The sequence below is a fragment of the Georgenia sp. Z2081 genome (assembly GCF_055326445.1).
In genome coordinates this window covers 135,484-160,260 of sequence record NZ_JBUZNK010000008.1, presented here as the reverse complement: position 1 = coordinate 160,260, position 24,777 = coordinate 135,484, and the positions used below count along the sequence as shown (strand labels likewise).

22 protein-coding genes are annotated in these 24,777 nt (G+C 73.1%); 16 read left to right on the top strand and 6 right to left on the bottom strand.

From position 1 onward, the window contains the following. Positions 1–16 precede the first annotated feature (16 nt). The 6 genes from cimA (at position 17) to ACZLKG_RS12095 (ending at position 6,412) form a co-directional block, all read left to right on the top strand. The gene (gene cimA / locus ACZLKG_RS12120) at positions 17–1,606 is read left to right on the top strand and encodes a citramalate synthase (RefSeq protein WP_463648881.1); all 1,590 of its coding nucleotides are present in this window, start codon (positions 17–19) and stop codon (positions 1,604–1,606) included. Between the two features lie 118 nt (positions 1,607–1,724). Beyond that, positions 1,725–2,303: a winged helix-turn-helix domain-containing protein gene (locus tag ACZLKG_RS12115; RefSeq protein ID WP_463648880.1), complete on the top strand. Its 579-nt coding sequence runs from the start codon at positions 1,725–1,727 to the stop codon at positions 2,301–2,303. A gap of 285 nt (positions 2,304–2,588) precedes the next feature. Further along, positions 2,589–3,989: an MFS transporter gene (locus ACZLKG_RS12110; protein ID WP_463648886.1), complete on the top strand. Its 1,401-nt coding sequence runs from the start codon at positions 2,589–2,591 to the stop codon at positions 3,987–3,989. Positions 3,990–4,157: 168 nt separating this feature from the next. Continuing rightward, complete coding sequence (locus ACZLKG_RS12105) at positions 4,158–4,853, top strand: DUF998 domain-containing protein (RefSeq protein WP_463648879.1); 696 nt, start codon at positions 4,158–4,160, stop codon at positions 4,851–4,853. A 4-nt stretch (positions 4,854–4,857) separates the two neighbouring features. Further along, positions 4,858–5,514, top strand: a complete 657-nt coding sequence (locus ACZLKG_RS12100) for a TetR/AcrR family transcriptional regulator (protein ID WP_425709850.1) — start codon at positions 4,858–4,860, stop codon at positions 5,512–5,514. A gap of 277 nt (positions 5,515–5,791) precedes the next feature. Beyond that, positions 5,792–6,412 carry a 2'-5' RNA ligase family protein gene (locus tag ACZLKG_RS12095; RefSeq protein WP_463648878.1) on the top strand — a complete coding sequence of 207 codons (621 nt, stop codon included), beginning with the start codon at positions 5,792–5,794 and terminating at the stop codon, positions 6,410–6,412. Here ACZLKG_RS12095 and ACZLKG_RS12090 read toward each other — a convergent pair. Then, positions 6,379–7,206 carry a hypothetical protein gene (locus ACZLKG_RS12090; protein WP_463648877.1) on the bottom strand — a complete coding sequence of 276 codons (828 nt, stop codon included), beginning with the start codon at positions 7,204–7,206 and terminating at the stop codon, positions 6,379–6,381. The two genes, ACZLKG_RS12095 and ACZLKG_RS12090, sit on opposite strands and share 34 nt — an antisense overlap. Before the next feature lie 57 nt (positions 7,207–7,263). Continuing rightward, positions 7,264–8,628: an isocitrate lyase gene (gene aceA / locus ACZLKG_RS12085; RefSeq protein ID WP_425709847.1), complete on the bottom strand. Its 1,365-nt coding sequence runs from the start codon at positions 8,626–8,628 to the stop codon at positions 7,264–7,266. A 133-nt stretch (positions 8,629–8,761) separates the two neighbouring features. Between aceA and ACZLKG_RS12080 the strand changes: the two genes are divergently transcribed. Together ACZLKG_RS12080 and ACZLKG_RS12075 are read left to right on the top strand one after the other, a co-directional pair. Continuing rightward, the gene (locus ACZLKG_RS12080) at positions 8,762–10,348 is read left to right on the top strand and encodes a helix-turn-helix domain-containing protein (protein WP_425709846.1); all 1,587 of its coding nucleotides are present in this window, start codon (positions 8,762–8,764) and stop codon (positions 10,346–10,348) included. Positions 10,349–10,467: 119 nt separating this feature from the next. Further along, complete coding sequence (locus ACZLKG_RS12075; protein ID WP_463648875.1) at positions 10,468–11,520, top strand: lipoate--protein ligase family protein; 1,053 nt, start codon at positions 10,468–10,470, stop codon at positions 11,518–11,520. Positions 11,521–11,529: 9 nt separating this feature from the next. On the opposite strand, the gene pdxS is transcribed toward ACZLKG_RS12075, so the two are convergent. Then, positions 11,530–12,483 (bottom strand): pyridoxal 5'-phosphate synthase lyase subunit PdxS, encoded by a 954-nt coding sequence (gene pdxS / locus ACZLKG_RS12070; protein ID WP_463648874.1) that lies wholly within the window; start codon positions 12,481–12,483, stop codon positions 11,530–11,532. Between the two features lie 86 nt (positions 12,484–12,569). Between pdxS and ACZLKG_RS12065 the strand changes: the two genes are divergently transcribed. Next, a complete protein-coding gene (locus ACZLKG_RS12065) occupies positions 12,570–13,931 on the top strand; it encodes an aminotransferase class I/II-fold pyridoxal phosphate-dependent enzyme (RefSeq protein WP_463648873.1) in 1,362 nt (453 codons plus the stop codon). Positions 13,932–13,947: 16 nt separating this feature from the next. Here the strand turns inward: ACZLKG_RS12065 and ACZLKG_RS12060 are convergent, their stop codons facing one another. Then, positions 13,948–14,748, bottom strand: a complete 801-nt coding sequence (locus tag ACZLKG_RS12060) for a UbiA family prenyltransferase (RefSeq protein WP_463648872.1) — start codon at positions 14,746–14,748, stop codon at positions 13,948–13,950. Positions 14,749–14,812: 64 nt separating this feature from the next. On the opposite strand from ACZLKG_RS12060, the gene ACZLKG_RS12055 reads away from it, so the two are divergent. The 5 genes from ACZLKG_RS12055 to ACZLKG_RS12035 all read left to right on the top strand — a co-directional run bounded on the left by ACZLKG_RS12055 (position 14,813) and on the right by ACZLKG_RS12035 (position 18,853). Beyond that, on the top strand, positions 14,813–15,910 hold the full coding sequence (locus ACZLKG_RS12055; protein ID WP_463648870.1) for a type III polyketide synthase: 1,098 nt from the start codon (positions 14,813–14,815) through the stop codon (positions 15,908–15,910). Beyond that, positions 15,907–16,464, top strand: a complete 558-nt coding sequence (locus ACZLKG_RS12050; RefSeq protein WP_463648869.1) for an isoprenylcysteine carboxyl methyltransferase family protein — start codon at positions 15,907–15,909, stop codon at positions 16,462–16,464. The genes ACZLKG_RS12055 and ACZLKG_RS12050 overlap by 4 nt, the downstream gene beginning before the upstream one ends. Continuing rightward, positions 16,461–17,507 carry an NAD(P)/FAD-dependent oxidoreductase gene (locus ACZLKG_RS12045; protein ID WP_463648868.1) on the top strand — a complete coding sequence of 349 codons (1,047 nt, stop codon included), beginning with the start codon at positions 16,461–16,463 and terminating at the stop codon, positions 17,505–17,507. The genes ACZLKG_RS12050 and ACZLKG_RS12045 overlap by 4 nt, the downstream gene beginning before the upstream one ends. A 139-nt stretch (positions 17,508–17,646) precedes the next feature. Next, positions 17,647–18,414 carry a GolD/DthD family dehydrogenase gene (locus ACZLKG_RS12040; protein ID WP_463648867.1) on the top strand — a complete coding sequence of 256 codons (768 nt, stop codon included), beginning with the start codon at positions 17,647–17,649 and terminating at the stop codon, positions 18,412–18,414. A 175-nt stretch (positions 18,415–18,589) separates the two neighbouring features. Then, positions 18,590–18,853 (top strand): hypothetical protein, encoded by a 264-nt coding sequence (locus tag ACZLKG_RS12035; RefSeq protein WP_463648866.1) that lies wholly within the window; start codon positions 18,590–18,592, stop codon positions 18,851–18,853. On the opposite strand, the gene uidA is transcribed toward ACZLKG_RS12035, so the two are convergent. After that, positions 18,844–20,652 carry a beta-glucuronidase gene (gene uidA / locus ACZLKG_RS12030; RefSeq protein ID WP_463648865.1) on the bottom strand — a complete coding sequence of 603 codons (1,809 nt, stop codon included), beginning with the start codon at positions 20,650–20,652 and terminating at the stop codon, positions 18,844–18,846. The genes ACZLKG_RS12035 and uidA overlap by 10 nt on opposite strands. 112 nt (positions 20,653–20,764) lie before the next feature. On the opposite strand from uidA, the gene ACZLKG_RS12025 reads away from it, so the two are divergent. Beyond that, a complete protein-coding gene (locus ACZLKG_RS12025; RefSeq protein ID WP_463648864.1) occupies positions 20,765–21,523 on the top strand; it encodes a hypothetical protein in 759 nt (252 codons plus the stop codon). Between the two features lie 108 nt (positions 21,524–21,631). Further along, entirely contained in the window at positions 21,632–23,890 is a 2,259-nt protein-coding gene (locus tag ACZLKG_RS12020; RefSeq protein ID WP_463648885.1) for an alpha-glucosidase, read from the top strand. 90 nt (positions 23,891–23,980) lie between these two features. Here the strand turns inward: ACZLKG_RS12020 and ACZLKG_RS12015 are convergent, their stop codons facing one another. After that, on the bottom strand, positions 23,981–24,742 hold the full coding sequence (locus tag ACZLKG_RS12015) for a YggS family pyridoxal phosphate-dependent enzyme (RefSeq protein ID WP_463648863.1): 762 nt from the start codon (positions 24,740–24,742) through the stop codon (positions 23,981–23,983). Between the last annotated feature and the right edge of the window lie 35 nt (positions 24,743–24,777).

The window sequence follows — 24,777 nt, the reverse complement described above, 5'->3', positions numbered from 1 at the left end:
GCAGGAGCGGACCCGAATGACGCACGAGCTGCACGTCTACGACACGACCCTCCGGGACGGCGCCCAGCAGGAGGGCATCAACCTCACCGTCACGGACAAGCTGGCGATCGCCGCGCTCCTGGACGAGCTGGGCGTGGACTACATCGAGGGCGGCTGGCCGGGCGCCATCCCGCGGGACACGGAGTTCTTCCAGCTTGCCGAGAAGGAGCTCGAGCTGACCCACGCGCGGCTCGCGGCCTTCGGCTCGACGACGAAGCCCGGCGTGCCCGCGGCCGAGGACGCCCAGGTCCAGGCGCTGGTGGAGTCGGGCGCCGGCGTGCTCACGCTGGTGGCGAAGTCGGACTCCCGGCACGTCGAGCGCGCGCTGCGCACGTCCCTCGAGGAGAACCTGCGGATGGTGCGGGACACCGTCTCCCACCTCGTGGGTCTGGGCCGGGAGGTGCACGTCGACTGCGAGCACTTCTTCGACGGTTACCTGCACGGCCCCGGGCACGCGCGCGACGTCGTGCGGACCGCGCTCGAGGCCGGTGCCACGACCGCGGTCCTGTGCGACACCAACGGCGGGACGCTGCCCGACGAGGTCGGCCGGATCGTCGCCGAGGTGCACGGTGCGGTCGAGGGGCGGATCGGGATCCACACCCACAACGACGCCGGCACCGCCGTGGCCTCGTCGATCGCAGCGGTCGACGCCGGGGCGAGCCACGTCCAGGGCTGCGTCAACGGGTACGGCGAGCGCACCGGCAACGCCGACCTGGTGGCGGTGATCGCAAACCTCGAGCTCAAGCGGGGAATCGTCGGCATCGGACCGGACCGGCTGCGCGAGGCGACGCGGATCAGCCACCAGATCGCCGAGCTGACCAACATCCCCGCGTTCTCCCGGCAGCCCTACGTGGGGTTCTCCTCGTTCGCGCACAAGGCGGGCCTGCACGCCTCGGCGATCCGGGTGGACCCGGACCTCTACCAGCACGCCGACCCGGCGGCCGTCGGCAACGACATGCGGATGATCGTGTCCGACATGGCGGGGCGGGCCTCGATCGAGCTCAAGGGCCGCGAGCTCGGATTCGACCTCGCCGGCCGCTCCGAGCTGCTCACCCGCGTGACCGAGCGCGTGAAGGCGGCGGAGGCGCGCGGGTACACGTACGACGCCGCGGACGCCTCGTTCGAGCTGCTCCTGCGTGAGGAGCTGGGGGAGGGCGGCGCGGAGGCGTACTTCGACGTCGAGTCCTGGCGTGCACAGGTCACCTCGCTCGACGGTCGGGGACGGACCGAGGCCGAAGCGACGGTCAAGCTGCGGACCGGCCGGGGCCGGATCGTGCGCACCGGGGAGGGCAACGGGCCGGTCAACGCGCTCGACCACGCCCTGCGCGAGGCGCTGGTGGACACCTACCCCGAGATCGAGGCGTTCGCGCTCGTCGATTACATGGTGCGCATCCTCGACTCCCAGCAGGGCACCGACGCGTCGGTGCGCGTGCTCGTGCGGTCGTCCGACGGGGTGCGGTCCTGGTCGACGGTCGGGGTCGGGACTGACGTGGTCGAGGCGTCCTGGGAGGCGCTCGTGGAGTCGTTCGTGTGGGGACTCGTGCACGCCGAGGTCGCGCCGCGCTGAGTCCGGTCCGGGCCACGAGTGCTCTGCGTCGTCGTCGGATCCGGATGCATGTACCGGCGACGGACCCTGATGTGTGTACGGACAACCTCTCGGTAAGACGGACAATACTGTCCGTTTCATGAGAACTCAGCCCCCGTTGATGGCGCCGATCTTCCGGTCCGAGGGCCAGGCGCGGATCCTGTCCGAGATCCTGCTCGGTGACAGGGAGCTGAGCGTCACCGATCTGGCGGCGGCTACCGAGCTCGCCTATCCCACGGTGCACCGCGAGGTCGAGCGGCTGGTGGACGCCGGCATCCTGGCGGAGCGCCGCGTCGGCCGCACCAGGCTCCTGCGCGCCGACGAGGACAGCCCGCTCGTGCCCCCGCTGCGGGAGATCCTGCTCGTGTCCACCGGCGTCGTCGCGGCGCTCGGGCATGCGCTGTCGGCGGTCGACGGGATCGACCAGGTGTTCATCCACGGCCCGTTCGCGGCCCGGGCCCGCGGCGTGGAGGGGCCGTCGCCACGGGACATCGACGTCATGGTGATCGGCCCCGCCGACGCGGAGGAGGTCTTCGAGGTGTGCGAGATCGTCGAGCCGGTCGTCAGGCGCGCTGTCCGCCCCACCGTCATGACCAACTCGGAGTGGGTGGCGGCGACGGAGGTCCGCGCGCGGATCACCGCGGGCCCGGTGCTCCCGCTCATCGGTGACCGGCGCTGAACGTCCCGGAGGGACCGCGGCGCAGGGAACGAGAGAGGGTCGCCGGGTTGGGCGGAACGGCAGGACCGTGGGCAGCGCAGGGGTGGGTCGCGGGCAGGGCGGGGGCGTACCCGCCGCTTCGACGTAGGCTGGCCGGGGCGGCGAGCGGGGGGCTGTGCCTTTCGTCGTCGGGCATGTCCGTGCGGCGCGCGCCCACGGCCAGGAGGAGGGAGCTGATCGGTGCGGGCCGAGACTGAGCCGGACCGGTCGGTCGACGCCCCGGACCCCGCGCGCTGGCGGATCCTCATGGTGGTGCTCGGCGCCATCTTCATGTCGCTGATCGCGGTGAGCATCGTCAACGTCGCGCTGCCGTCGATGCAGGAGGGGCTCGGCGCCTCGGCGTCGGACCTGCAGTGGGTGCTGTCCGGGTATGCGCTGACGTTCGGCGTCGTGCTCGTGGCCGCCGGCCGCGCGGGCGACGTCATGGGCCGCGGCGGCATCTTCCTCATCGGGCTGGCCATCTTCACCGCCTCCTCGATCGCCGCCAGCGCGGCGCCCAGCTCGGAGTGGCTCAACATCACCCGGTTCGTCCAGGGCGTGGGCTCGGGCCTCATCAACCCGCAGGGCGTCGGGATGATCCAGCAGTACTTCCGCGGCGCCGAGCGCGCCCGCGCGTTCGGCTACTTCGGCGCGGCGGTCGGGGTCTCGGTGGGCATCGGCCCGGTGCTCGGCGGCGTGCTCATCAACGCCGGCGGCCCCGAGCTCGGCTGGCGGCTGACGTTCCTCGTCAACGTGCCCGTCGGGATCGCCACGATCGTCCTGGGGCTGCTGTGGTTCCCCAGGCCTCTCATCCGCTCCCGTCGGCACGCCGACCCCGCCACCCGGGCCGAGCGCTCGCTGGACCCCGTCGGTGCGCTGCTCCTCGGCGCCGCGGTCCTCGCGATCCTGCTGCCGTTCATGGAGGGACGTGGCTCGGCGATCCTCTGGCTGCTCGTGCCGGTCGGTCTGCTGCTCGTGCGTGTCTGGGTGTGGTGGGAGCGGCGGTACGCGCGCACCGGGCGCAGTCCGATGGTGGATCTCAGCATCTTCCGCACCCGCAGCTTCAGCAACGGGGCGCTGATGATCACCCTGTACTTCCTGGGGATGACGAGCGTGTGGGTGCTCGTCGCGCTGTACATGCAGCAGGGCGACGGCCGGTCCGCGCTCGAGGCCGGCACGATCGGTCTGCCGTCGGCGGTGCTGTCGGCGATCGGTGCGAACTGGGCGGGCAAGCGCGTGCTGACGTATGGGCGCAAGCTGGTGATCGGTGGCCTGCTCGTGGCCCTGGTCGGCCTGCTGCTGAGCATCGCGGTGGTGATCCTGCATGACGTCGCGGGCCTGAGCGTGTGGTGGCTCTTGCTGTCGCTGGCGTTCATCGGGGCTGCGCAGGGGTGTGTGGTCAGTCCGAACCAGACGCTCACGCTCGCGGAGGTGCCGCTGCGGTATGCGGGCAGCTCGGGCGCGATCATGCAGACCGGTCAGCGGATCGGGACGTCGATCGGGATCGCGGTGATCACGGCGGCGGTGTTCAGCACGCTCGAGGTCACCGACTGGCCGACGGCGGCGTCGGTCGGCTTCGGCCTCGTGACGCTGGTGGTCGTGGCGACGCTCGTCGTGGCGATCAAGGACCAGCGCGACCGGCGGGCGGGTGGCACGCCGACGGTGTGAGGGTGCGGGGCCGGGCCGGTCCTGCGCAGGGCGAATGGACCAGCCGGCCGGGGACACGGGTCGGCAGGTCGCACGAGTTGTCGCGGGCGAGTCATGCTCCGAGCTCGACGAGGACGGCAGCCTGGTCATCCGGCTGGCGCGCACCTGCCCGATCTGTTTTCATACAGCATGCGAAAACACTGGTGGCCGATCGCAGGCATCGTGTGGATCGTCTCCGGCCTGGCCGCCGTCGGGGCGGAGCTCTGGTCGGGCGTCCGCTCGTCCGCCCCGTACTCCTTCGCGGAGCAGGCGATCAGTGACCTCGGGTGGGTCGGCTGCGGCGCGTCCGACGCCTACCCGGACGGGCCCGTGGAGATCTGTTCACCTGAGCACACGGTCCTCAACGTCGCGTGGATCGTCACCGGGTTGGCGTTCGCCGCGGCTGCCCTCGCGCTGCGTCGGTTCCTGCCGGTTGGCAAGCGCGGCGGGATCGGGGCGTGGCTCCTCGTCGCCGGCGGGCTGGGGCAGGCGGGCGCCGGGCTGTGGCCCTCGGACGTGGACCTCACGCTCCACACGATCATCGCGATGATCGGTTTCCTCGCCCAGAGCGTGGCCCTGATCCTCATCGGCTCGGGCTGGCTCCGGTCGCGCGCCGCGCTCGGCCGGACCACCCTGATCGCGGGCATCGTGACGATCTTCGGGCTCCTCCTGCTCATGGCGCCGACGGCATGGTCGCTACCGTTCGGCATCCTCGAGCGGGCCGCCGCGTGGCCGTTCCTCCTGTGGCTGGTCCTGGCCGGTGCCGCGGCGATGCGGGCCTCTCGGGCGCCCGACGCCCGTGGTGCGCGCGGCGGCAGTCCGGCTCCCCGCGCGGCGGGACGGTAGCGCCGTGCCGAAGATCGTCGACCACGGCGCGCGTCGCGAGGAAGTCACCCGTGCGGCGCTCGAGCTCGTGGCCCGCGGTGGGCGGCGTGCGGCGACGGTGCGCGCGCTGGCGGACGCCACCGGCTGGTCCGCGGGGGCGGTGCGGCACTACGTCCCGTCCACGGCAGCCCTCGAGTCGCTCATGCTCGAGCACGTCGCAGGACAGGTGCAGCGCCGCGTCGGGGACGTCGTGCGAAACGGTCGCAACGACGGTCTCGACCCTGTCGAGCTGGTGGCCCACATGGTCGAGCAGATCCTGCCGCTGGACGCCGAGCGGGACGCGGAGCACCGCATCTGGCTCGCGCTCTACGTGGATCCCGGCATCGCGGCCGAGGAACTGAGCTGGGCCTGGACGGGCAAGCGGATGTTCCACCGTCAGCTAGTCCTCCTGCTCGCGGGTGCCGAGACCGTCCCCGACTACCCGGAGGAACTTCCTCGGGAGCAGGAACGACTGGCAGGACACCTCCACGCCTTCATCGACGGACTCGCCCTGCGCCTCGCGAGCGGCTGGGTGGAACCGCGACCGCCGCAGGAGGACCTGAGGGACATGCTGCGCGTGCTGGCCGCGCGGTCCGTCGAGCTGGGGAAGGTGTCCTCGGCGCCGTCGCCCGCGCAGGGCTGAGCTGCGCGTCAGTGACCCGAGACCCGAGCGTGACGCTGACCCGACGGGCCTCCGCGCCGTGATCTGGCCGCAGCGTCGTGACCGTGTGTGTGCCGGCGAGCGATCGCTGCTGACCGCGTGCGCTGCTCGAGAGCCTGGCTCGATGACCGGCCTCGACATCGAGGCGGCCACGCGACGGACCGGCTGACGGACCCCCCACGCCCGTCCACGCGTACGACCCCTTTCAGCCCAACGATTCGGATGGACGCCGGCGCCCGGCGGGGGAGAGGCTGACCCGATGCGCCTCTTCGCTGCGATCCGGCCGCCCGCCGAGGTGCTCGACCACCTCGAGCTGCCGCTGACCAACCTCCGTCTCGGCGCTGGCGCGCCCCTGCGCTGGGTGCCGGTCGACCAGCAGCACGTCAGCGTGGCCTTCTACGGCGAGGTGCCCGACGGCGCGGTCGGCGACGTCGCCGATTCACTCGCCGAGGCCGCCGCCCGGCACGCCCCGCTCGACCTGCGCCTGCGTGGTGGCGGGTCCTTCTCCGGCCGCATCCTGTGGGTCGGCGTCGGCGGGGAGACCGCGCGGCTCACCGTGCTCATGGCCGACGTCGCCGACGCCCCCTACGTCCGCCCGCCCGACCCGGAGGACCAGGACGACGACGAACCGGGAGCGCCCGCGCGCGGCAACGGCCGCGGTCGCCAGGAGCGTCGCCGTGCCCACCTCACCGTCGCGCGCGAGTCGCGCCGATCGCGCGGGACCGACATGGCCGGCCTCGCCTCCGCCCTCGCGGTCTACGAGGGTCCCACCTGGCGGGCGGACGCCGTCGAGCTCGTCTCCTCCCGGCTCGGCGAGGGACCCGCTGGTGGGCCGCTCCACCAGGTTCAGGCCGTGATCCCGCTGGCCGGCCCCGCGTAGCGGCGCCGCCACATCTCGGCGGCCCGCTCCGGGAGACCTCGAACGGACGTCGACGTCGGACCGACCTCCCCGCATCCCGCGTGCACCTGGGCGGTACGCGCGCGGAGGTCGGCCGCCTCCGCGATCAGCGCGTCGACGTCGCCGATCTCGACGGCGGTGGCCCGCTCGCGCAGCTCGAAGAGGATCTCCTCCGCCTCGAGGCCGGCAGCGACGCTGTCGAGGACGATCCGCACCCTGACCGAACCGCGCGCCAGCCCCAGCCGGTCCTCCGCGACGGTCAGCACGTCGTGCCACAGCCGCGCCTCCCGGTGGCACTGGAGACCCGTCGGTCGGATCTCGAGCCCGGGACCGTGGGCGAGGCGGGCACGGGCGTCGAAGACGTGCAGCCCGACGTCGACGAGGGTCGCGGACGCCGGACGGCCGGCGACCTCGAGGCGCTCCTCGACGGCCTCCCAGCCCCGGGGTCGCGCGACGACGGTGGTCCGGCCGGAGGTTTGGCGAACCCGCCACGTCGGGTCCTCGCGCACACGGCGCGCCTTGGGCCCGGGGCCGAGCAGGGCGCCGTCCGCCGCGGACTGCCCGCGGCGCCTCCGCTCGGCCAGGAGCTCGCCCCGCTCGCCGTCGAAGCGCGCGTGGAGGGCTCCGATGAGGGCGAGGGCGTCGGGTGAGGGGACCCGCCCGGAGTCACGCCGCACGCCGACGACGACGGGTGGCGCACCGGTGGTGCGGGTGTTCGCCGTCGGGCGGGGGATCGTGGTGGCGCCGTGTGCGGGCCGGGTGTCGGTGAGGGTCATGGCTGTGGCTCCTTGCGCGTGGTGCGTCGGTGGGGTGTCGGTCGGGCGACGTCGTCGTCAGTGGAACTGCTGCTCCTCGGTGGACCCGCGCAGCGCGAGGGTCTCGCCCGTCGGGTTGAGCGCGGTGGCGACGAGGTCGAAGTAGCCGGTGCCGACCTCGCGCTGGTGCCTCGTCGCGGTGTACCCGTCGGCCTCGGAGGCGAACTCACGCTCTTGGAGCTCGACGTAGGCGGTCATCCCCTCGTGGGCGTAGCCGCGAGCGAGCTCGAACATGCCGTGGTTGAGCTGGTGGAAGCCCGCCAGGGTGATGAACTGGAACCGGTAGCCCATGGCGCCGAGCTCGCGCTGGAAGCGGGCGATCGTCTCCTCGTCGAGGTGCGCGCGCCAGTTGAACGACGGCGAGCAGTTGTACGCGAGCATCTGGTCCGGGTGCTCCGCGTGAACGGCCTCGGCGACCTCGCGGGCGTGGTCGAGGTCCGGCGTGGAGGTCTCGACCCACAGCAGGTCCGCGTAGGGCGCGTAGGCCAGGGCGCGGGCGATGACGGCCTCGGTCCCGGCGCGGGTCCGGTAGAAGCCCTCCGCCGTGCGCTCGCCGGTGGTCAGCCGCGCGTCCCGCGGGTCGATGTCCGAGGTGATGAGCGTGGCCGCGAGCGCGTCCGTGCGGGCGACGATCAGCGTGGGCACGCCGAGGACGTCGGACGCGAGCCGGGCCGCCCCCAGCGTGCGCACGTGCTGCGCCGTGGGGACGAGGACCTTGCCGCCCAGGTGCCCGCACTTCTTCTCCGACGCGAGCTGGTCCTCGAGGTGGACCCCGGCCGCGCCGGCCGTGATCAGCGCCTTGGTCAGCTCGAACGCGTTGAGCGCGCCGCCGAAGCCGGCCTCGGCGTCGGCCACGATCGGGGCGAGCCAGTCGAAGCCCGGGTCCGTGCCCTCGGAGAAGGAGATCTCGTCCGCCCGCAGCAGGGCGTTGTTGATCCTGCGCACGACGCTGGGGACGGAGTTGACGGGGTACAGCGACTGGTCGGGGTAGGTCTGGCCGGCTGAGTTCCCGTCCGCCGCGACCTGCCAGCCGGAGAGGTAGATCGCCTCGAGGCCGGCGCGAACCATCTGCGTGGCCTGGTTGCCGGTGATCGCGCCGAGTGCGTGGACGTAGTCGCGGGTGTGCAGGAGCTCCCACAGGCGGTCCGCTCCGCGCCGGGCGAGGGTCGGCTCCTCGCGGACGGTCCCGCGCAGGCGCACGACGTCCTCGGCCGTGTGGTCGCGCCGCACGCCGGACCAGCGTGGGTTGCTCGCCCAGTCCTGGGCCAGGTCGGCGGCCTCGGAGCGGATGCGGCCCTCGATCGACCGGGGGTGGCCGGTGCGGGGTGCAGCGGCGCCGGTGGTCCCGGTGGTCCCGGCTGTGGTCTCGAGAACGGTGCTCATGGGATGCCTCTTCCTCGTGGCTCTCCGCGGAGATCGGGTGAAATCCGCGATGAGTACACGTTCGCGAGCGGTGGCCGTCCCATCCAGCACGGATCTGTGTAAAGTTCGAGCGATCTTCACCGAGGGAGAAGAGATGGCCGCGCGCACACGCATCACCACGCCCGACGACGCCGGAGCCGCTCGGCGGCCCGCCGCGTCGCCGGCCGGACCGGGGGACCCCGGCGAGCCGGACACTCAGGGGAGCGCGGCCGGGACCGGAGCACGGGCCGAGCCACGCGCCGGCGACGACGGGCTCGACCTCGCCGTCCTCGGCCGGCGCATCCGGCACGCGCGCCAGGGCGCCGGCCTCACGCTCGCCGACCTGGCGGCACGCGTGGACCGGGCGCCGTCGCTGCTCTCCCAGATCGAGAACGGACGGCGCGAGCCCCGCCTCGCGCTCGTCCACGCGATCGCGCGCTCCCTCGACGTGCCGGTCGCTGACCTCATGCGCGCCGAGCCGCCGACCCGGCGCGCCGCCCTCGAGCTCGCCCTCGAGCGCGCCCAGGCCGACCCGACCTACGCCTCGCTCGGACTGCCCTCCGTGCGCGCCACCGCGAAACTGCCCTCCGACGCGCTCGAGGCCCTCGTCGGCCTGCACGCCGAGCTCGCCCGCAGCGCCACGGTCCGCTCGGCCACGCCGGAGGAGGCCCGACGCGCGAACGCCGAGCTGCGCGCCACGATGCGGGGGCGGGACAACTACTTCGCGGAGATCGAGCAGGTCGCGGCGGCGATCTCGGAGGCGGTCGGCCACCGGGGCGGACCGCTGACCGACCGCGGGGTCTCCGCCGTCACCGCGCACCTCGGCTTCACGATCCACCGCACCGACGACCTGCCCCGCTCCACGCGTTCGGTCACCGACCTGCACCACCGCAGGATCTACCTCCCGATCACGGCCCGGGGCGGTCACGACCCGCGCACGATCGTCCTGCAGACCCTCGGCCACTTCGCCCTGGAGCACGCCGACCCCCGCGGCTACGCGGAGTTCCTCGCTCAGCGGGTCGAGGCGAACTACTTCGCCGCCGCCCTGCTCGTGCCCGAGCGCTCCGCCGCCGACCTGCTCACCGCCGCCAAGAAGGAGCGGGACCTCGCGATCGACGACCTGCGCGACGCCTTCGCGGTCTCCTACGAGACCGCCGCGCACCGGTTCACCAACCTCGCCACCGAGCACCTCGGTCTGCCGGTGCACTTCCTGCGCGTCGGGGAGGACGGGGTGATCTACAAGGCCTACGAGAACGACGACGTCACGTTCCCCACCGACGTCACCGGCGCCGTCGAGGGTCAGATCGTCTGCCGGAGATGGGCCTCGCGCCGCGTGTTCGACAACGTCGACCGCTACGCCACCCACTTCCAGTACACGGACATGGGGCGGGGCACGTACTGGTGCACCACGCACGTGGAGCGCACCGACGGCGGGGACTTCGCGATCGACGTCGGCGTCCCGTTCGACCACGCGAAGTGGTTCCGGGGGCGCGAGACGTCCGTGCGGCAGAGGTCGAGCTGCCCGGACCCGGCGTGCTGCCGGCGCCCGCCGGCAGCGCTCGCGAGCCGGTGGAAGTCGCACGCCTGGCCGAGCGCCCGCGCGCACAGTCACCTGCTCGCCGCTCTCCCGCCGGGCACGTTCCCCGGCGTCGACGACACCGAGGTCTACGAGTTCCTCGATCGCCACGCCACCGGCGCGTGAGGCTCTCCCCCATGTCGTCGAGAGTGCGGTTCCTGGTCGTCGAGAGTGCGGGTGACCGCACTCTCGCGGTCGGAGAACCGCACTCTCGACGAATGTCAGGGGGTGCGTAGGCTCGAGTCGTGCATGGTGAGTACAAGGTCCCCGGAGGCAAGCTCGTCGTCGTCGACCTGGAGGTGGCCGACGGACGACTGACGGACGTCCACCTCGCGGGAGACTTCTTCCTCGAACCCGACTCGGCGCTCGCCGAGCTCGACGCGGCCCTCACCGGGCAGCCGGAGTCGGCGTCGTCGGCCGAGCTCGCCGCCGTGGCGGCCACCGTCCTCGACCGGCCGGACGTGCACCCGTTCGGCCTCACCGCCGAGGGCGTGGGCATCGCCGTGCGCCGGGCGCTGGGCCGCGCGATCTCCTGGGACGACCTGACCATCGAGCTCGTCCACGGGCCCACCCTCCACCCGGCCATGCACGTCGCGCTCGACGAGGTGATCCCCGGCGAGGTCGCCGCAGGACGGCGCGGCGCTGTCCTGCGGTTCTGGGAGTGGGACGCACCCCTGGTGGTCATCGGCTCGTTCCAGTCCGTGCGCAACGAGGTCGACGAGGCCGCCCTCGACCGTTACGGCATGTCCGTGGTGCGGCGCGTCTCCGGTGGCGGGGCGATGTTCATGGAGGCCGGCAACTGCATCACGTACTCGCTCGTGGTGCCGACCTCGCTCGTCGAGGGCCTGAGCTTCGAGCAGTCCTACGCCTTCCTCGACGCGTGGGTGCTCGACGCCCTGAAGGAGATCGGCGTGAACGCCCGGTACGTCCCGCTCAACGACATCGCGTCCGACGCCGGAAAGATCGGGGGAGCGGCCCAGAAGAGGTTCGCGTCCGGAGTGGTGCTGCACCACGTGACGATGAGCTACGACATCGACGCGCAGAAGATGCTCGACGTGCTGCGGATCGGCCGCGAGAAGCTCTCCGACAAGGGCGTGCGCTCGGCCGCCAAGCGCGTGGACCCCATGCGCAGCCAGACCGGCATGGCGCGCGAGGCGATCATCGAGTCCTTTCTCGACCACCTGCGGCTGCGGTACTCCACGGTCGAGTCGGGGCTCCACCCCGAAGAGCTCGAGAAGGCGCAGGCGCTCGTCCGGTCCAAGTTCACGGATGACACGTGGACCTACCGCGTGCCGTGACCGGCCCGCTCACCACCCGCGCTCGGCGAGCCGGTGCGGAGCCGGGAGGTCGGTCACGCTGATGCCGACCATCGCCTCGCCCAGGCCGCGCGAGACCTCTGCGACGACCGCCGGGTCGTCGTAGGCAGCGGTGGCCCGGACGATCGCCTTGGCGCGGGCGACCGGGTCCCCGGACGTGAAGATGCCCGAACCGACGAACACGCCGTCGGCGCCGAGCTGCATCATCATGGCGGCATCGGCGGGCGTGGCCACCCCGCCGGCGGTGAACAGCGGGACCGGCAGCCGTCCCGCCTCGGCCACCTTCACCACCAGGTCGTACGGGGCCTGGAGCTCCTTGGCCGCGAGGTAGAGCTCGTCCGCGGACCTCGCGCGCAGCGCGTTGATCTCGCCGATGATCTGGCGGATGTGGCGGGTCGCCTCCGAGACGTCGCCCGTCCCGGCCTCGCCCTTGGACCGGATCATCGACGCGCCCTCGGTGATGCGGCGCAGCGCCTCGCCCAGGTTGGTCGCCCCGCAGACGAACGGGACCGTGAAGGCCGTCTTGTCGATGTGGTGGGCGTAGTCGGCCGGCGAGAGGACCTCGGACTCGTCGACGTAGTCCACCCCGAGGTGCTGGAGGACCTGCGCCTCGACCATGTGACCGATGCGCGCCTTGGCCATGACGGGCACGGAGACGGCGGCGATGATCCCGTCGATGAGGTCCGGGTTGCTCATCCGGGCCACGCCGCCCTGCGCGCGGATGTCGGCCGGGACGCGCTCGAGCGCCATGACGGCGACCGCGCCCGCGTCCTCGGCGATCCGCGCCTGCTCGGGCGTGACGACGTCCATGATGACGCCGCCCCGCAAGGAGTTCGTGAGCTCCTCGGCCAGGCGCGCGGACGTCTCGCGCCCGGCGTGGGTGGTGGTCGCGGTGCTGGTGGTGGTCGCGGTGCTGGTGGCGGTCGCGGTGCTGGTGGCGGTCATGACGAACCTTCCGTGCGATGTGTAGACACGGCCGATGATTGGCCTAGGTCAAAAGCGTAACCCGTCCGCCAGTAGGCTCGGACCCGATGACGACAGGTGAGATCGCCCGGGCCGCCGCGGGGCAGACCTCGGCGGAGATCCGGGGCGGGACGGCGGCGGAGATCGTCGACAGCGTGCGCGACCTCGTGGAGCGCGGCGGCCTGCGTCCGGGCGTGCAGCTCCCCTCGGTGCGGATGCTCGCCGACCGCCTCGGCGTCAACCGCAACACGGTCGTGGCCGCCTACCGACAGCTCGGGCAGGCCGGGCTCGTCGTCACCCGCGGCCGGGCAGGCACGCAGGTGGCAGGTCGCTCCGCCGTCGCGCAGGAGGGCTACGCCGCAGACACCGTCCTGCGCGACGTCGCCACCGGCAACCCCGACCCCGCGCACGTCCCCGACCCCGGTCCGGCGCTCGCCGCCCTGTCGAGCAGGCCCGTGATGTACGGCGAGCCCGTCGTCGACGCCGGGCTCGAGGACCTGTCGCGCGGCTGGCTCGACCCCGACGTCGGGGCCGCGGGGGAGCGCCGCCTCACGGTGACGAGCGGGGCGTTCGACGCCGTCGAGCGCCTCCTGGCGCAGGCGCTGACCCGGGACGACGCCGTCGCGCTCGAGGACCCGTGCTTCCTGGCCACCATCCGCACCGTGCGGCTCGCCGGGTACCGGCCCGTCCCGGTGCCGGTGGATGCGGAGGGGATGACCGTCGACGGGCTGCGGGCCGCCCTCGAGAGCGGCGTCCGCGCCGTCGTGTGCACGCCCCGGGCGCAGAACCCCACCGGCGCGAGCCTGAGCGAGTCGCGCGCGGCCGCGCTGCGCGAGCTGCTCGCGGAGCACCCCTACGTGCTCGTCGTCGAGGACGACCACTACTCGCTGCTGTCCAGGCGGCCGTTCCGCACGATCGTCGGCCCGGACCACCAGCGCTGGGCCCTGATCCGGTCGGTCTCCAAGTTCCTCGGCCCCGACATGTCGCTGGCCCTGACCGCCACGGACCCCGAGACCGCCGACCGCCTCGCGATGCGCCTGAGCCCCGGCACCACGTGGGTCAGCCACATCCTCCAGCGCCTCGCGCACGCACTGCTCACCGACGACGCCGCCCGGCGCACCATCGAGCGCGCGGCCGTCCACTACGCCGACCGCAACGCGGCGTTCACCGCCCGCCTGGCCGCGCACGGCATCGACGTACCTGGCTCCGACGGCCTCAGCCTCTGGGTGCCGCTGCCCGGGCCCGCCCGCGACGTGTCGGAGCACCTCATGCGGCGCGGGTGGCTCGCGCGCACCGGGGACGAGTTCGCGATCGACGACGCCGACCCGTCCTGGCACCTGCGTCTGACCGTGCACCACCTCGACGACGACGCCGCGCAGGCTCTGGCGGACGACGTCGCGGCGGCCTGCGGAGCGGTGGCGGGTCGCTGAGCGGCGGTCTGCTCGGTCAGCTCCGCGCGACGAGCAGGACGACGTCCAGGAGCGCGATGACCAGTGCCGCGCGGAACGGCGCCCGCCCGCCGAGCACGAGCGCGCCGACCGACAGCAGCACGCTCATGGCGAGGACCGCCCATCCCCACCACGGACCGGTGCCGGCGGGCCCGAGCACGACGACCGCCGTGCCGGCGACGAGCGCGACGACCGCCAGCACGCTCGAGCGGCGGGCGCCGAGGCGGTGCGGCAGCCCACGCACGCCGGTGCGCGCATCGTCGTCGAGGTCGGGCAGCGTGTTGAGCAGGTGCGCGCCGAACCCCAGGACCGAGCCGACGACCATCACCCACCACGGCGGCATCGCCGGCGGATCGAGGGCGAGCCAGGAGAACGCGGGTAGGAGCCCGAACGCCACCACGTACGGCAGCCACGACCACACGGTGCGTTTGAGCCCGAGGTTGTATGCCCACGCGGCGGCGACGAGGGTCAGGTGCACGAGTCCGGCGAGCAGACCGACCGCCAGGGACAGCGCGACGCAGGCCGCCGAGGCGAGAACCAGCGCGCGGCGCAGCGCCGCCCGCGTGATCTCGCCGGTGACGAGCGGCTTGTCCCGGCGAGCGGTCGCCACGTCGCGGTCGGCGTCGACGAGGTCGTTCGACCACCCCACCGTGAGCTGCCCGGCGAACACCGCCGCCGCGACCAGCACCGTCATCGACGCCGGGTGCCCGGCCGCGACCGCCAGCAGTCCGGCGAGCACCGTGACGGCCACCGTCGGCGCCGGGTGGCACGCCCGGGCGAGCGCGAGGGCGGTCCGCATGGGGCGAGCGTAGGGCGACGGTGCCCACCGAGCGGCACCAGGCTCGCGGCCCTAGCCTGACGAGATGACCAGCGTCGTCGCTGTCGAACCCGTGCTGCCGGACCACCGCTACGCGCAGCAGCGGCTCGCGGACGCCCTGGTCGAGGTCATCGGCGTCGACGGCGCCACCGAGAAGGTGCTCCGCAGGATCCACGCGAACTGCGGCGTCGACCAGCGTCAGGTCGCTCTGCCGCTCGAGGAGTACGCGGCCCTGACAGACTTCGGCGCCGCGAACGACGCCTTCATCGGCGCCGCGCGGGAGCTCGGCTCCGAGGCGGTGACCGGCGCTCTCGAGCGCGCGGGGCTGCGGCCCGGGGAGGTCGACCTCGTCGTCTCCACCACCGTCACCGGGCTCGCGGTGCCGTCGATCGAGGCACGCGTCGCCGCGCGCGTCGGACTTCGCGACGACGTCGTCCGGGTACCGATGATCGGGCTCGGCTGCATGGGTGGCGCGGCCGGCATCGCGCGCGTGCACGACCTGCTGAAGGGGCGCCCGCGGGGCGTCGCCGTCCTGCTCTCCGTCGAGCTGTGCTCCCTGACGATCCAGCGTGGCGACGCCTCCCCGGCCAACCTGGTGGCGAGCGGGCTGTTCGGCGACGGCGCCGCCGCCGTCGTCATGGTCGGCGACGAGCACCCGCTCGCGTCCGGTCGCGGTGCCGCGCTGGACAGCGCCGCCGGCCCCGTCGTCGTCGACAGCCTGAGCCGCCTGTACGGCGGCACGCAGGACGTCATGGGATGGGACGTGCGGTCGACCGGTCTGCGGATCGTCCTCGGCGCCGAGGTGCCCGACCTCGTCCGCGGCCACGTGGGTGAGGACGTCGCCGCGTTCCTTCGGGACCACCGGCTCGGCGTCCGTGACGTCGGCTGGTGGGTGTGCCACCCGGGCGGCCCCAAGGTCATCGACGCGCTGGTCGAGGCGCTCGGCCTCGGCCCCGAGGCGCTCGCGCTGACCACCGACTCGCTGCGGCGCGTCGGCAACATGTCCTCGGCGTCGGTGCTGCACATCCTGCGGGACACCCTCGACCGGCGACCGCCCGCGCCCGGCTCGTACGGGGTGATGATGGCGATGGGCCCGGGCTTCAGCCTCGAGGTCGTGCTGCTGCGCATGCCGGAGGCACCGTGACCGGGACGAGCCTGCTGCTCTTCACCGCGCTCGTGCTCACTGTCGGCGTGGAGCGTGTGGCCGAGCTCGTCGTCGCCAGGCGCAACGCGCGCTGGAGCTTTGCGCGCGGGGGGCGCGAGCACGGGGTCGGCCACTACCCGGTGATGGTGGTGCTGCACACGGGGCTGCTGCTCGGGTGCCTCGTCGAGGTGTGGACGCTCCGCCCCGACTTCGTGCCCGTCCTGGGCTGGTCGATGCTCGCGCTCGCCCTGGCGGCGCAGGGTCTGCGCTGGTGGTGCATCGCCTCGCTGGGGCACCAGTGGAACACCCGGGTCATCATCGTCCCCGGCCTGACGCTCGTGGCCCGCGGGCCCTACCGGCTGCGGTGGCTCAGGCACCCGAACTACGTGGCCGTCGTCGTCGAGGGGTTCGCGCTGCCGCTCGTGCACACGGCGTGGGTCACGGCGCTCGTGTTCAGCGTGGCGAACGCGGCGCTGCTGACCGTGCGGATCCGCACCGAGAACCGGGCGCTGACCGAGCTCGGCGACCCGACCGGTGTGGCCGGCCCGTCGTGACCCTCGACCTGCTCGTCGCCGGTGGGGGACCCGCGGGCCTCGCGACCGCGCTGCTCGCCGCCCGGGCGGGCCTGAGCACGGTGGTGATCGAGCCCCGGGCCGGCGTCATCGACAAGGCCTGCGGCGAGGGGCTCATGCCGGCCGCGCTCAGCCGGCTGCTCGATCTCGGGGTCGAGCCTGCGGGACGGGAGCTCCGGGGGATCCGTTACTGCGCGGGGACGGTCACCGCCGAGGCGGACTTCGCCGACGGCGCTCCCGGACGCGGGGTGCGTCGCACGATCCTGCACGCGGCCCTGCTCGACGCCGTGCGGGAGGCGGGCGTGCCGATCGAGGCCGGGCGTGTGCGCGACGTCGTGGCGCACCGGGAGGGTGTCGTGGCCGACGGGCGCCCGGCGCGTCACCTCGTCGTGGCTGACGGGCTGCACTCGCCCCTGCGGCGAGCGCTGGGACTGGACGCGGCGGTCCGCGGCCCGCGCCGCTACGGGCTGCGGCAGCACGTGGCGGTGGCGCCCTGGACCGATCGGGTCGAGGTGCACTGGGCCGCCGACGCCGAGGCGTACGTGACGCCCGTCGGACCGGACGAGGTCGGGATCGCGATCCTCACCTCGACGCGGCGACCTTATGCGGAGCACCTCGCGGCGTTCCCGGAGCTGGTCGAACGCATCGGCGGCCCGGGTGCGGGCGGGCGAGGCCCACGTTCGTCCGTGCGCGGCGCGGGCCCGCTCGGGCAAGCCTCGCGGCGCCGGGTGGCCGGCCGGACGCTGCTGGTCGGTGACGCCAGCGGCTACGTCGACGCGCTCACGGGGGAGGGGCTGTCCCTCGCCCTGGCGCAGGCCGAGGCGGCGGTAGGAGCAGTGGTCGACGACGACCCGGAGCGGTACGAGCGGCAGTGGCGGCGCATCGTGCGCCGCCACCGGATTCTCACCCGGGCGCTGCTGACCGCGACCGGCGTGCCGGCCGTCCGACGACGGCTCGTGCCGCTCGCGCGCGCCCTCCCCGGCGTGTTCGGCGCGGCCGTCCGCGAGGTCGGCCGCGTGGGGTGAGCGGCGGCGTCGGTGCTCGGCGCTCGGTGCGGGCCGTGAGCCGCGACGGTGCAGCGCCGGCTCCCGGACGAGACGATGGGAGTGGCGCCGGTCGAGTGCCGGTCGCCGCGTCATCGCCGCCCGACCGAAGGAGACCCCCGTGTCCGAGACAGCTCCCACCGTCGACCTCGACTTCAACCTGGCCGGAAAGGTCGCTCTCGTCACTGGCGGCGCCGCCGGCATCGGCTCCGCGATCGTCGACGCGTATGCCGCCAAGGGTGCGCGTATCGCCGTCCTCGATCTCGACGGCGATGCCGCAGCCGCGAAGGTGGCCGACCTCGACGGCGGCGTGTCCCAGCAGTGCGACGTCTCCGACGAGGCCTCCGTCCGGCGGGCCGTGGACGCCGTCGTCGCCGAGACCGGCCGCATCGACATCCTCGTCAACAGCGCCGGCGTCGCGCTCCTCGGCCCCGCCGAGGAACTCTCCGTCGACGACTTCCGCACGACGATCAACATCAACCTCACGGGCTCGTTCGTCGTCGCGCAGGCCGTCGCCCGCCACATGCTCGAGGCCGGTCAGGGACGCGTCATCAACATGGCGTCCCAGGGCGGGAGCGTGGCGCTCGACCAGCACGTGGCGTACGGCGCCTCGAAGTTCGGCGTCATCGGCCTGACGAAGAACCTCGCCAACGAGTGGGGCGGCCGCGGGGTCACGGTCAACACGATCTCGCCGACCGTCGTCCTGACCGACATGGGCCGCAAGGCGTGGGCGGGCCCGAAGGGTGACGCGCACAAGGCCGAGATCCCGAACGGCCGGTTCGCGTACCCCGAGGAGATCGCCGCGGCCGCCGTGTTCCTCGCCTCCGACGCCTCGGCGATGATCAACGGCGCCGACCTCGTCGTCGACGGCGGGTTCACGATCCGCTGATGCGACGGCGGTCCCGCGAGGCTGGGGAGCAGCGGTGCCCGGCCGCGCCAGACGTGGTCCGGCCCACATCGCCCCGGCGCCGGGACGTTGTCCACAGCCGGGCGGCCGCCCCTCGATCGGGCCCGCGGACGGGGCTACTGTCGTGGGCATGACGTCGACGAGCATCGAGCAGTAGGTGCGCCAGCTGGACAACGACGTCGAGGCCATCTACGAGATGCTCTCGACCATTTCCCTCACCCAGCGGCGTCACACCAACCGCCTGGGCGAGATCAGCAACGACATCACCGCACACGGCGCTCGGCTCGACTCGATCGAGTCCAAGGTCGATGCGGTCGATGGCCGTGTGGGGTCGGTGGAGTCGAAGGTGGGCACGGTCGACACCAAGGTAGACGCGGTCGACACCAAGCTCGATCGCGTACTGGAGCTGCTTCAGCCCTGACGGTCGGCCGCGAGCCAGCGCCTGCGCAGGGCGTGCGCGGCGGTCTTCGGGCGGCGGTCACGGGTGAAGACGCCCTTCTTGTTGCCGCCGACCCGCATGACGCCGGCCTTCGTGGCGAAGTCGGCGAAGTTCCACACGTGCTCGCCGATGACGGCGTCGATCGAGTCGAACACCTTGTGGTTCATCTCCAGGTACGCGACCTGGTACTCCTCGCTCCACGGCTCTGCTGGCTCCGAGTGGAGTCCGGCCAGGGTGTCTGCGCCGTACTCGGTGACGATGATCGGCTTGCTGTCGCCCGCCCAGGCCTCCAGCTCAGCCGTCCATGCGCGCTCGGCGGCCGCCAGCTCCCCCGTGTGCACGTACCACCCGTAGTAACGGTTGAGCATGAGGACGTCCGCGAACTGCGTGACCCGGCACTTCCCGTGGGGCGCGAGCATGACGTTGACGAAACCCACCGGGCGCGTCGGGTCCAGCTCGCGAGCCAGCGCGAACAGCGGCCGGAAGTAGTCCTCGGCCGGCTCCGTGTCCGACTCGGGCTCGTTGGCGATCGACCACAGCACGACGCTCGGGTGGTTCTTGTCCCGGTGGACGAGCTCGCGGATCGCCTGAGCGTGGACCTCGCGGCTCTCGTCGTTGATCGTCTCCGGCGAGAAGGTCGTGCAGCCCTGGTCGCCGAAGATCCCGCCGCCCAGGCCCATGTTCTGCCCGACGGCGGCGACCTCGTCGATGACCACCAGCCCGTGGCGGTCCGCGTGGTCGAGCACGTCCTGGCTGTAGGGGTAGTGGGACGTGCGCAGCGAGTTCGCGCCGATCCAGTGCAGCAGCTCGGTGTCATGGACGAGGTGCGCGTCGGAGTGCCCCTTGCCGATGACGTCGTGGTCCTCGTGCATGCCGAAGTCCCGGACGTAGAAGGGCTCCCCGTTGATGAGGAGCTCGGTGCCGCGCACCTCGACCGTGCGGATCCCGACGCTCTGGTGGTAGCTGTCGAGCACCTCCTCGCCGTCGGCGATGCGCACCTCGAGGTCGTAGAGGTAGCCGTCGCCCGGCGCCCACCTGTGGACGTCGGGCACGGTGAGGGTGCCCGACGCACTGCCGGCGACGAGTGCCGCGTCCCCCTCCTCGACGACTCGGCCTGCGGTGTCGCGCAGGATGGCGGCAACCGTCGGTGTGGCCTGGGACGACGCGCGGACGGACCAGTCGACCGTACCCGTGGAGCCGTCCAGGCCGGTGACGACGGTGACGTCGGTGACGTGGTCGTGCGGCGTCGCGTGGAGCCGGACGGAGCGGTGCAGACCTGCGTAGTTGAAGAAGTCGTGCCAGTAGGTCTGGCGGCGTCCGTCCTCGGTGTCCTCGACGACGCCCGGCGGGATCGACCGGAAGCTCAGCTCGTTGTTGACCACGACCGTCAGGCGGAACGTCCCACCGGGGGTGACGTGCTCGGTGACGTCCGCCTCGAACGGCGTGTAGCCGCCCTCGTGGGAGACGACCTCGACGTCGTCGAGCCAGACGGTCGCGCGGTGCGTGGCCGACTCCAGGTGCAGGACGATCCGCTCGCCCGCCCAGCCGCGCGGCACCCGGACGGTGCGCTGGTACCAGGCGTCGCCGACGTGGTTCTTGACGGCCGGGTCCGGCACAAGGTCGTTGTAGCTGGCGGGCACGGCCATGTCGCGGGCGTCGGGGAGCGGGCCGGCGAACCAGTGCTCGTCCCGGCCGCGGCCGTCAGGGTCGAGGGCGAAGTCCCAGATCCCGTCGAGTCGGCGCGAGTCTCGGGTGGCCGTCTCCTGCGGGCGGATCGTCATGGCGTCCCTTTCGTCGATCGTGTCGTGCCCAGGGTCCCCGCCAGTGTGTCGCGGGGCTGCGCCTGCCGCATGACAGGGGGCGACGCTTGAGCGAGCGGTGCAGGATGGAGAAATGGTGGACGAGCCGCACGACGCCGAGCAGGACGTCGATCGCGAAGTGGGCAGCCGCTTCGTCTGGGCGGAGGACGAGGTCACGATCACCTCGACCGCGCGCTCGATCCAGAAGCGGAAGGGCAGGGTCGACGCCGAGGTCGTGGCGGCAGTCGTACCCCTGTTGTCGCACGAGCGGCGAGTGTTCCACTCGGAGGCGGACTTTCAGCTCGCCCTCGGGATGGCCGTACGGGAGGAGACGGGGGCGCGTGTCCGGCTCGAGGTCGCTGTGAAGCCGGGTGTGCATCTCGACATGATGGTCACCGACTCGCAGACCGGCGCTCAGACGGCGGTGGAGCTCAAGTACCTCAAGGCCGCATGGCGTGGAACTGTCGACGACGAGCAGTATCAGCTGCCTGGTCACGACGCTCGGGACCTCGGCGGCTACGACTGCCTCAAGGACCTACGACGCAACGAGGACTTCGTGGCCGTGGAACAGGGGCGTTCCGCGCTGCTCGTTGTCCTCACCAACGACCCCGGCTACTGGTCGCCCCCTAAGAATGGCGGGACGACGAACGCCGAGGACTTCCGGATCCACGAGGGGGCGGTCATCGAAGGTGTCCGCGAGTGGGGGCCGGGCGCCGGTCCGGGCACGAAGAGCGGCGGCCGCGCAGCACCGATCGAGCTCCGCGGCACGTACCAGCCCCGGTGGCACGACTACTCCCGGCTCGACGGCCCGCGCGGCCTGTTCCGGTACACGACCCTAATCACGCGAACCTGACGGGAGATTGTCGATCAGCAGCGGCGATCCGAGCTACCCCGCCACGTACGATGTCTCGCGGTGCCCGATGGCGGGCGTTCACCGAGAATCGACGGAGCGCCCGTGCAGATGAGCCCACCGCGCAGGCGCATCAGGCGTCGCTGGATCGTCGTCGGTGTTCTCGGTCTGGTCATCGTGCTTGTGACGGCCGGCGTCCTGTGGCGCCTGCCGCCGCCGGCCACCGACCTCGCCGACCCGCCGCAGGGTGAGCTCGACGCCGGGGCCGGTGGCACGTGGGAGGTCGGGGGGTTCACCGTCGTCGTGGACGACGGCCTCACCGTCACGCACCCGGCCGCGGACGGACCGGTCTGGTCCACGCCCGCGGGGGGCGCCTTCCTCACGGCCGCCGACGGCGATGCCACCTACCGCGACGACGTCGGACTGCTGAGGATCGCCGACGAGCACGAGGCGACCTGGACCGAGCAGAGCCTGACCGATGCCACGCTCGACGGCGAGGAGCTCCGGCTCAGCGGGCGGCTGAGCGGCGACGAGGGCGAGATCGGGTGGGAGCTCACGCTCGCCCAGGGGGCCGAGGAACGGCTCGACGTCGATGCCCGCCTCGTGACCCAGGGGCCCGCGCCGACCCGCCTCTACCTCACCGCTGCGCTCGCCGACGAGGAGAGCGTCCACGGCCTCGGTGCCCAGAGCGGCGAGTTCGACCTGCGCGGCCGACGCGTCCCCCTGATCTCTCGCGAGCAGGGTGTGGGGCGCGGGAACCAGCCGCTCTCCTTCGCCGTCGACATGGCCGAGGCGGCCGCGGGCGGGCAGGACACCACCTACCTCGTCAGCGGCGTCAACGTCACGAGCCGCGCGCGGAGCCTGGCCTACCGGGGCGGCCGGATCGCGAGCGTCGACCTCACCGGCGACGAGCTCGTGTGGGAGGTCTGGTCGGAGGAGGCGTCCTTCTCGGTCGCTGCCGCGGGGACGCCGCTCGAGGCCGTCGAGATCCAGTCCGGGTGGGCCGGGGCCGCCGAACCGCCGCCGGACTGGACGCAGGAGGGCGCCGTCGTCGGCCTGCAGGGCGGGACGGAGGAGGTGCGCGCGGAGCTGGAGGTGCTCCGGGGCGCAGGCGTGCCGGTCGCCGCCGTGTGGCTGCAGGACTGGACGGGTCGACGGGTGACCTCATTCGGTGACCGCCTCCAGTGGAACTGGGTGCTCGACGAGGAGCGCTACCCCGGATGGGACGAGCTCGTCGAGGAGCTGGCGGCTGACGGCATCCGCGTCCTCACCTACACCAACGCCTTCCTCTCCGCCGACAGCGGGGCCGCAGCCGCCGACCGTGGCGACCGGGACCTGCACGCGGAGGCAACCGAGCTCGGCCACCTCGTCGTCGGCCGTGACGGTGAGGTCGTCGAGCTCGACCAGCAGGGCTTCACCGCCGCCATGGTGGACCTGACCAGCCCGGAGGCCCGCGAGTGGATCGCCCAGGCGATCGCCGACGAGGTCGCAGGCGCGGGGGCGTCGGGCTGGATGGCGGACTTCGCCGAGGGCCCGCCGCCGGACGCCGTCCTGGCCGGCGGGACCGGCGAGGAGTGGCGGGCCGCATGGCCCGTGCTGTGGCAGGAGGTCAACAACCGCGCGCTCGAGCTGGCCGGTCTCGCCGAGGAGGGCCTCGTCTGGCACCGCAGCGGGCACTCCGCGTCCTCGGGATCCGCCGACGCGCTCTGGCTCGGCGACCAGCTCCAGGACTGGTCGGCCGAGGACGGGCTCGCCTCCGTGCCGGCGATGCTGCACGCCACCGCGGCGAGCGGGATGGCGCAGATGCACTCCGACGTCGGCGGCTACACCAGCCTCGCCCTGCCCGTGGTGCCGGACATCGGACGCGACGCCGAGCTCCTCGCCCGGTGGGGCGAGGCCTCCGTGCTCGGTCCGGTCTTCCGGACCCACGAGGGCAACCGGCCCGCCGACGTGGTCCAGGCCGCCGGCTCCGGCGAGACCGCCGAGGTGCTCGCATCGTCGGCGCGGCTGTTCGTCGCCCTCGGGCCGGAGCGCGCGCGGCTGACGGCGGACGATCCGCTCGGGGCCGCCCAGCACCACCCGTGGATGGTGCACGGCGGCGACGAGCTGCTGGAGCAGGCCGGCGCGGAGCTCGCCATGGGGCCGGACGTGGTGCTCGCCCCGGTGCTGGAGCCGGGGGAGGACAGTGTCGACGTCGTGCTCCCGCCCGGCCGGTGGGTGCACGTCTGGAGCGGCGACGTGTACGGCGAGGACTCAGGTGTTGCCGAGGTCGAGGTCGACGCACCGATCGGTGAGCCGGCCCTGTTCGTGCGCGAGGGGAGCGCGGTGGCCGAGGAGACGGCGGCGTTCGTCGCTGCGGAGCGCGGCTGAGACCTGCGGGACGATCGGCGGGCACGTGCGGGGCAGAACCCCGCTCACTCGCGGGGCGGACCCGCGCTCATTCGTCGGGCGGAACCCCGCTCACTCGTGAGGATCGGGGCGGGCAGGCGCGGGGCGGGGGCCGAAGACCGCCGTGCCGACGCGGACGATCGTGGCGCCGGCGGCCACGGCCGGCTCGATGTCGCCCGACATCCCCATGCTCAGCTCGAGCGCGCCGAGCCCGCCGACCTCCTGACCGATGCGCTCGCGCAGCTCGGCGAGCTCGGTGTACGAGGCGCGCACGAGCCCGGCGTCGGGACTGTTCGCGCCGATCGTCATCAGACCGGTGAGCCGCAGGTGCGGGCGCTCGCCGACGTACGCGGCGAGGTCGACGGCCGACTCCGGGTCGACGCCGTGCTTGGTCGGTTCGCGGGAGGTGTTGACCTGGATCATGACGTCGAGCGGCCGCGGCTGCCGACGCGGGCCGATACCCTCACCGGCGTCGAGGCGGCGCCCGACGGCCTCGTCGATCTTCCGCGCCCGCCTGGTCGACTCGATCGACTGCACGCACGTCGTCCACGGCAGGGCCGCGTTGATCTTGTTCGACTGCAGGTGCCCGATCAGGTGCATCTCGTGGCCCAGCACGTCCGGGGCGGACAGCGCGGGCCCGGAGCCCGCGAGCTCGTCGACCCGGTTGTGGCCGAGGACCGTCGCGCCGGCGTCGAGCGCGGCCAGGATCTCCTCCGTCGGCTGCGTCTTCACCGCGACCAGGATGCGCACCTCCCGCGGGTCTCGGCCGGCGTCGGTCGCCGCGGACACCACGCGGTCGCGCACGGCGCGCATCCGCGCGGTCAGGTCGGTCATCGGGGCACCATATCGCCGCCGGGGCGTCCGGTCCG

Bases quoted from the DNA above. Each gene is read 5' to 3' on its own strand.
- cimA (WP_463648881.1), top strand. From the start codon at position 17: ATGACGCACGAGCTGCACGTCTACGACACGACCCTCCGGGACGGCGCC.
- ACZLKG_RS12115 (WP_463648880.1), top strand. From the start codon at position 1,725: ATGAGAACTCAGCCCCCGTTGATGGCGCCGATCTTCCGGTCCGAGGGC.
- ACZLKG_RS12110 (WP_463648886.1), top strand. From the start codon at position 2,589: ATGGTGGTGCTCGGCGCCATCTTCATGTCGCTGATCGCGGTGAGCATC.
- ACZLKG_RS12105 (WP_463648879.1), top strand. From the start codon at position 4,158: ATGCGAAAACACTGGTGGCCGATCGCAGGCATCGTGTGGATCGTCTCC.
- ACZLKG_RS12095 (WP_463648878.1), top strand. From the start codon at position 5,792: ATGCGCCTCTTCGCTGCGATCCGGCCGCCCGCCGAGGTGCTCGACCAC.
- ACZLKG_RS12090 (WP_463648877.1), bottom strand. From the start codon at position 7,206: ATGACCCTCACCGACACCCGGCCCGCACACGGCGCCACCACGATCCCC.
- aceA (WP_425709847.1), bottom strand. From the start codon at position 8,628: ATGAGCACCGTTCTCGAGACCACAGCCGGGACCACCGGGACCACCGGC.
- ACZLKG_RS12080 (WP_425709846.1), top strand. From the start codon at position 8,762: ATGGCCGCGCGCACACGCATCACCACGCCCGACGACGCCGGAGCCGCT.
- pdxS (WP_463648874.1), bottom strand. From the start codon at position 12,483: ATGACCGCCACCAGCACCGCGACCGCCACCAGCACCGCGACCACCACC.
- ACZLKG_RS12065 (WP_463648873.1), top strand. From the start codon at position 12,570: ATGACGACAGGTGAGATCGCCCGGGCCGCCGCGGGGCAGACCTCGGCG.
- ACZLKG_RS12060 (WP_463648872.1), bottom strand. From the start codon at position 14,748: ATGCGGACCGCCCTCGCGCTCGCCCGGGCGTGCCACCCGGCGCCGACG.
- ACZLKG_RS12055 (WP_463648870.1), top strand. From the start codon at position 14,813: ATGACCAGCGTCGTCGCTGTCGAACCCGTGCTGCCGGACCACCGCTAC.
- uidA (WP_463648865.1), bottom strand. From the start codon at position 20,652: ATGACGATCCGCCCGCAGGAGACGGCCACCCGAGACTCGCGCCGACTC.
- ACZLKG_RS12025 (WP_463648864.1), top strand. From the start codon at position 20,765: ATGGTGGACGAGCCGCACGACGCCGAGCAGGACGTCGATCGCGAAGTG.
- ACZLKG_RS12020 (WP_463648885.1), top strand. From the start codon at position 21,632: ATGAGCCCACCGCGCAGGCGCATCAGGCGTCGCTGGATCGTCGTCGGT.
- ACZLKG_RS12015 (WP_463648863.1), bottom strand. From the start codon at position 24,742: ATGACCGACCTGACCGCGCGGATGCGCGCCGTGCGCGACCGCGTGGTG.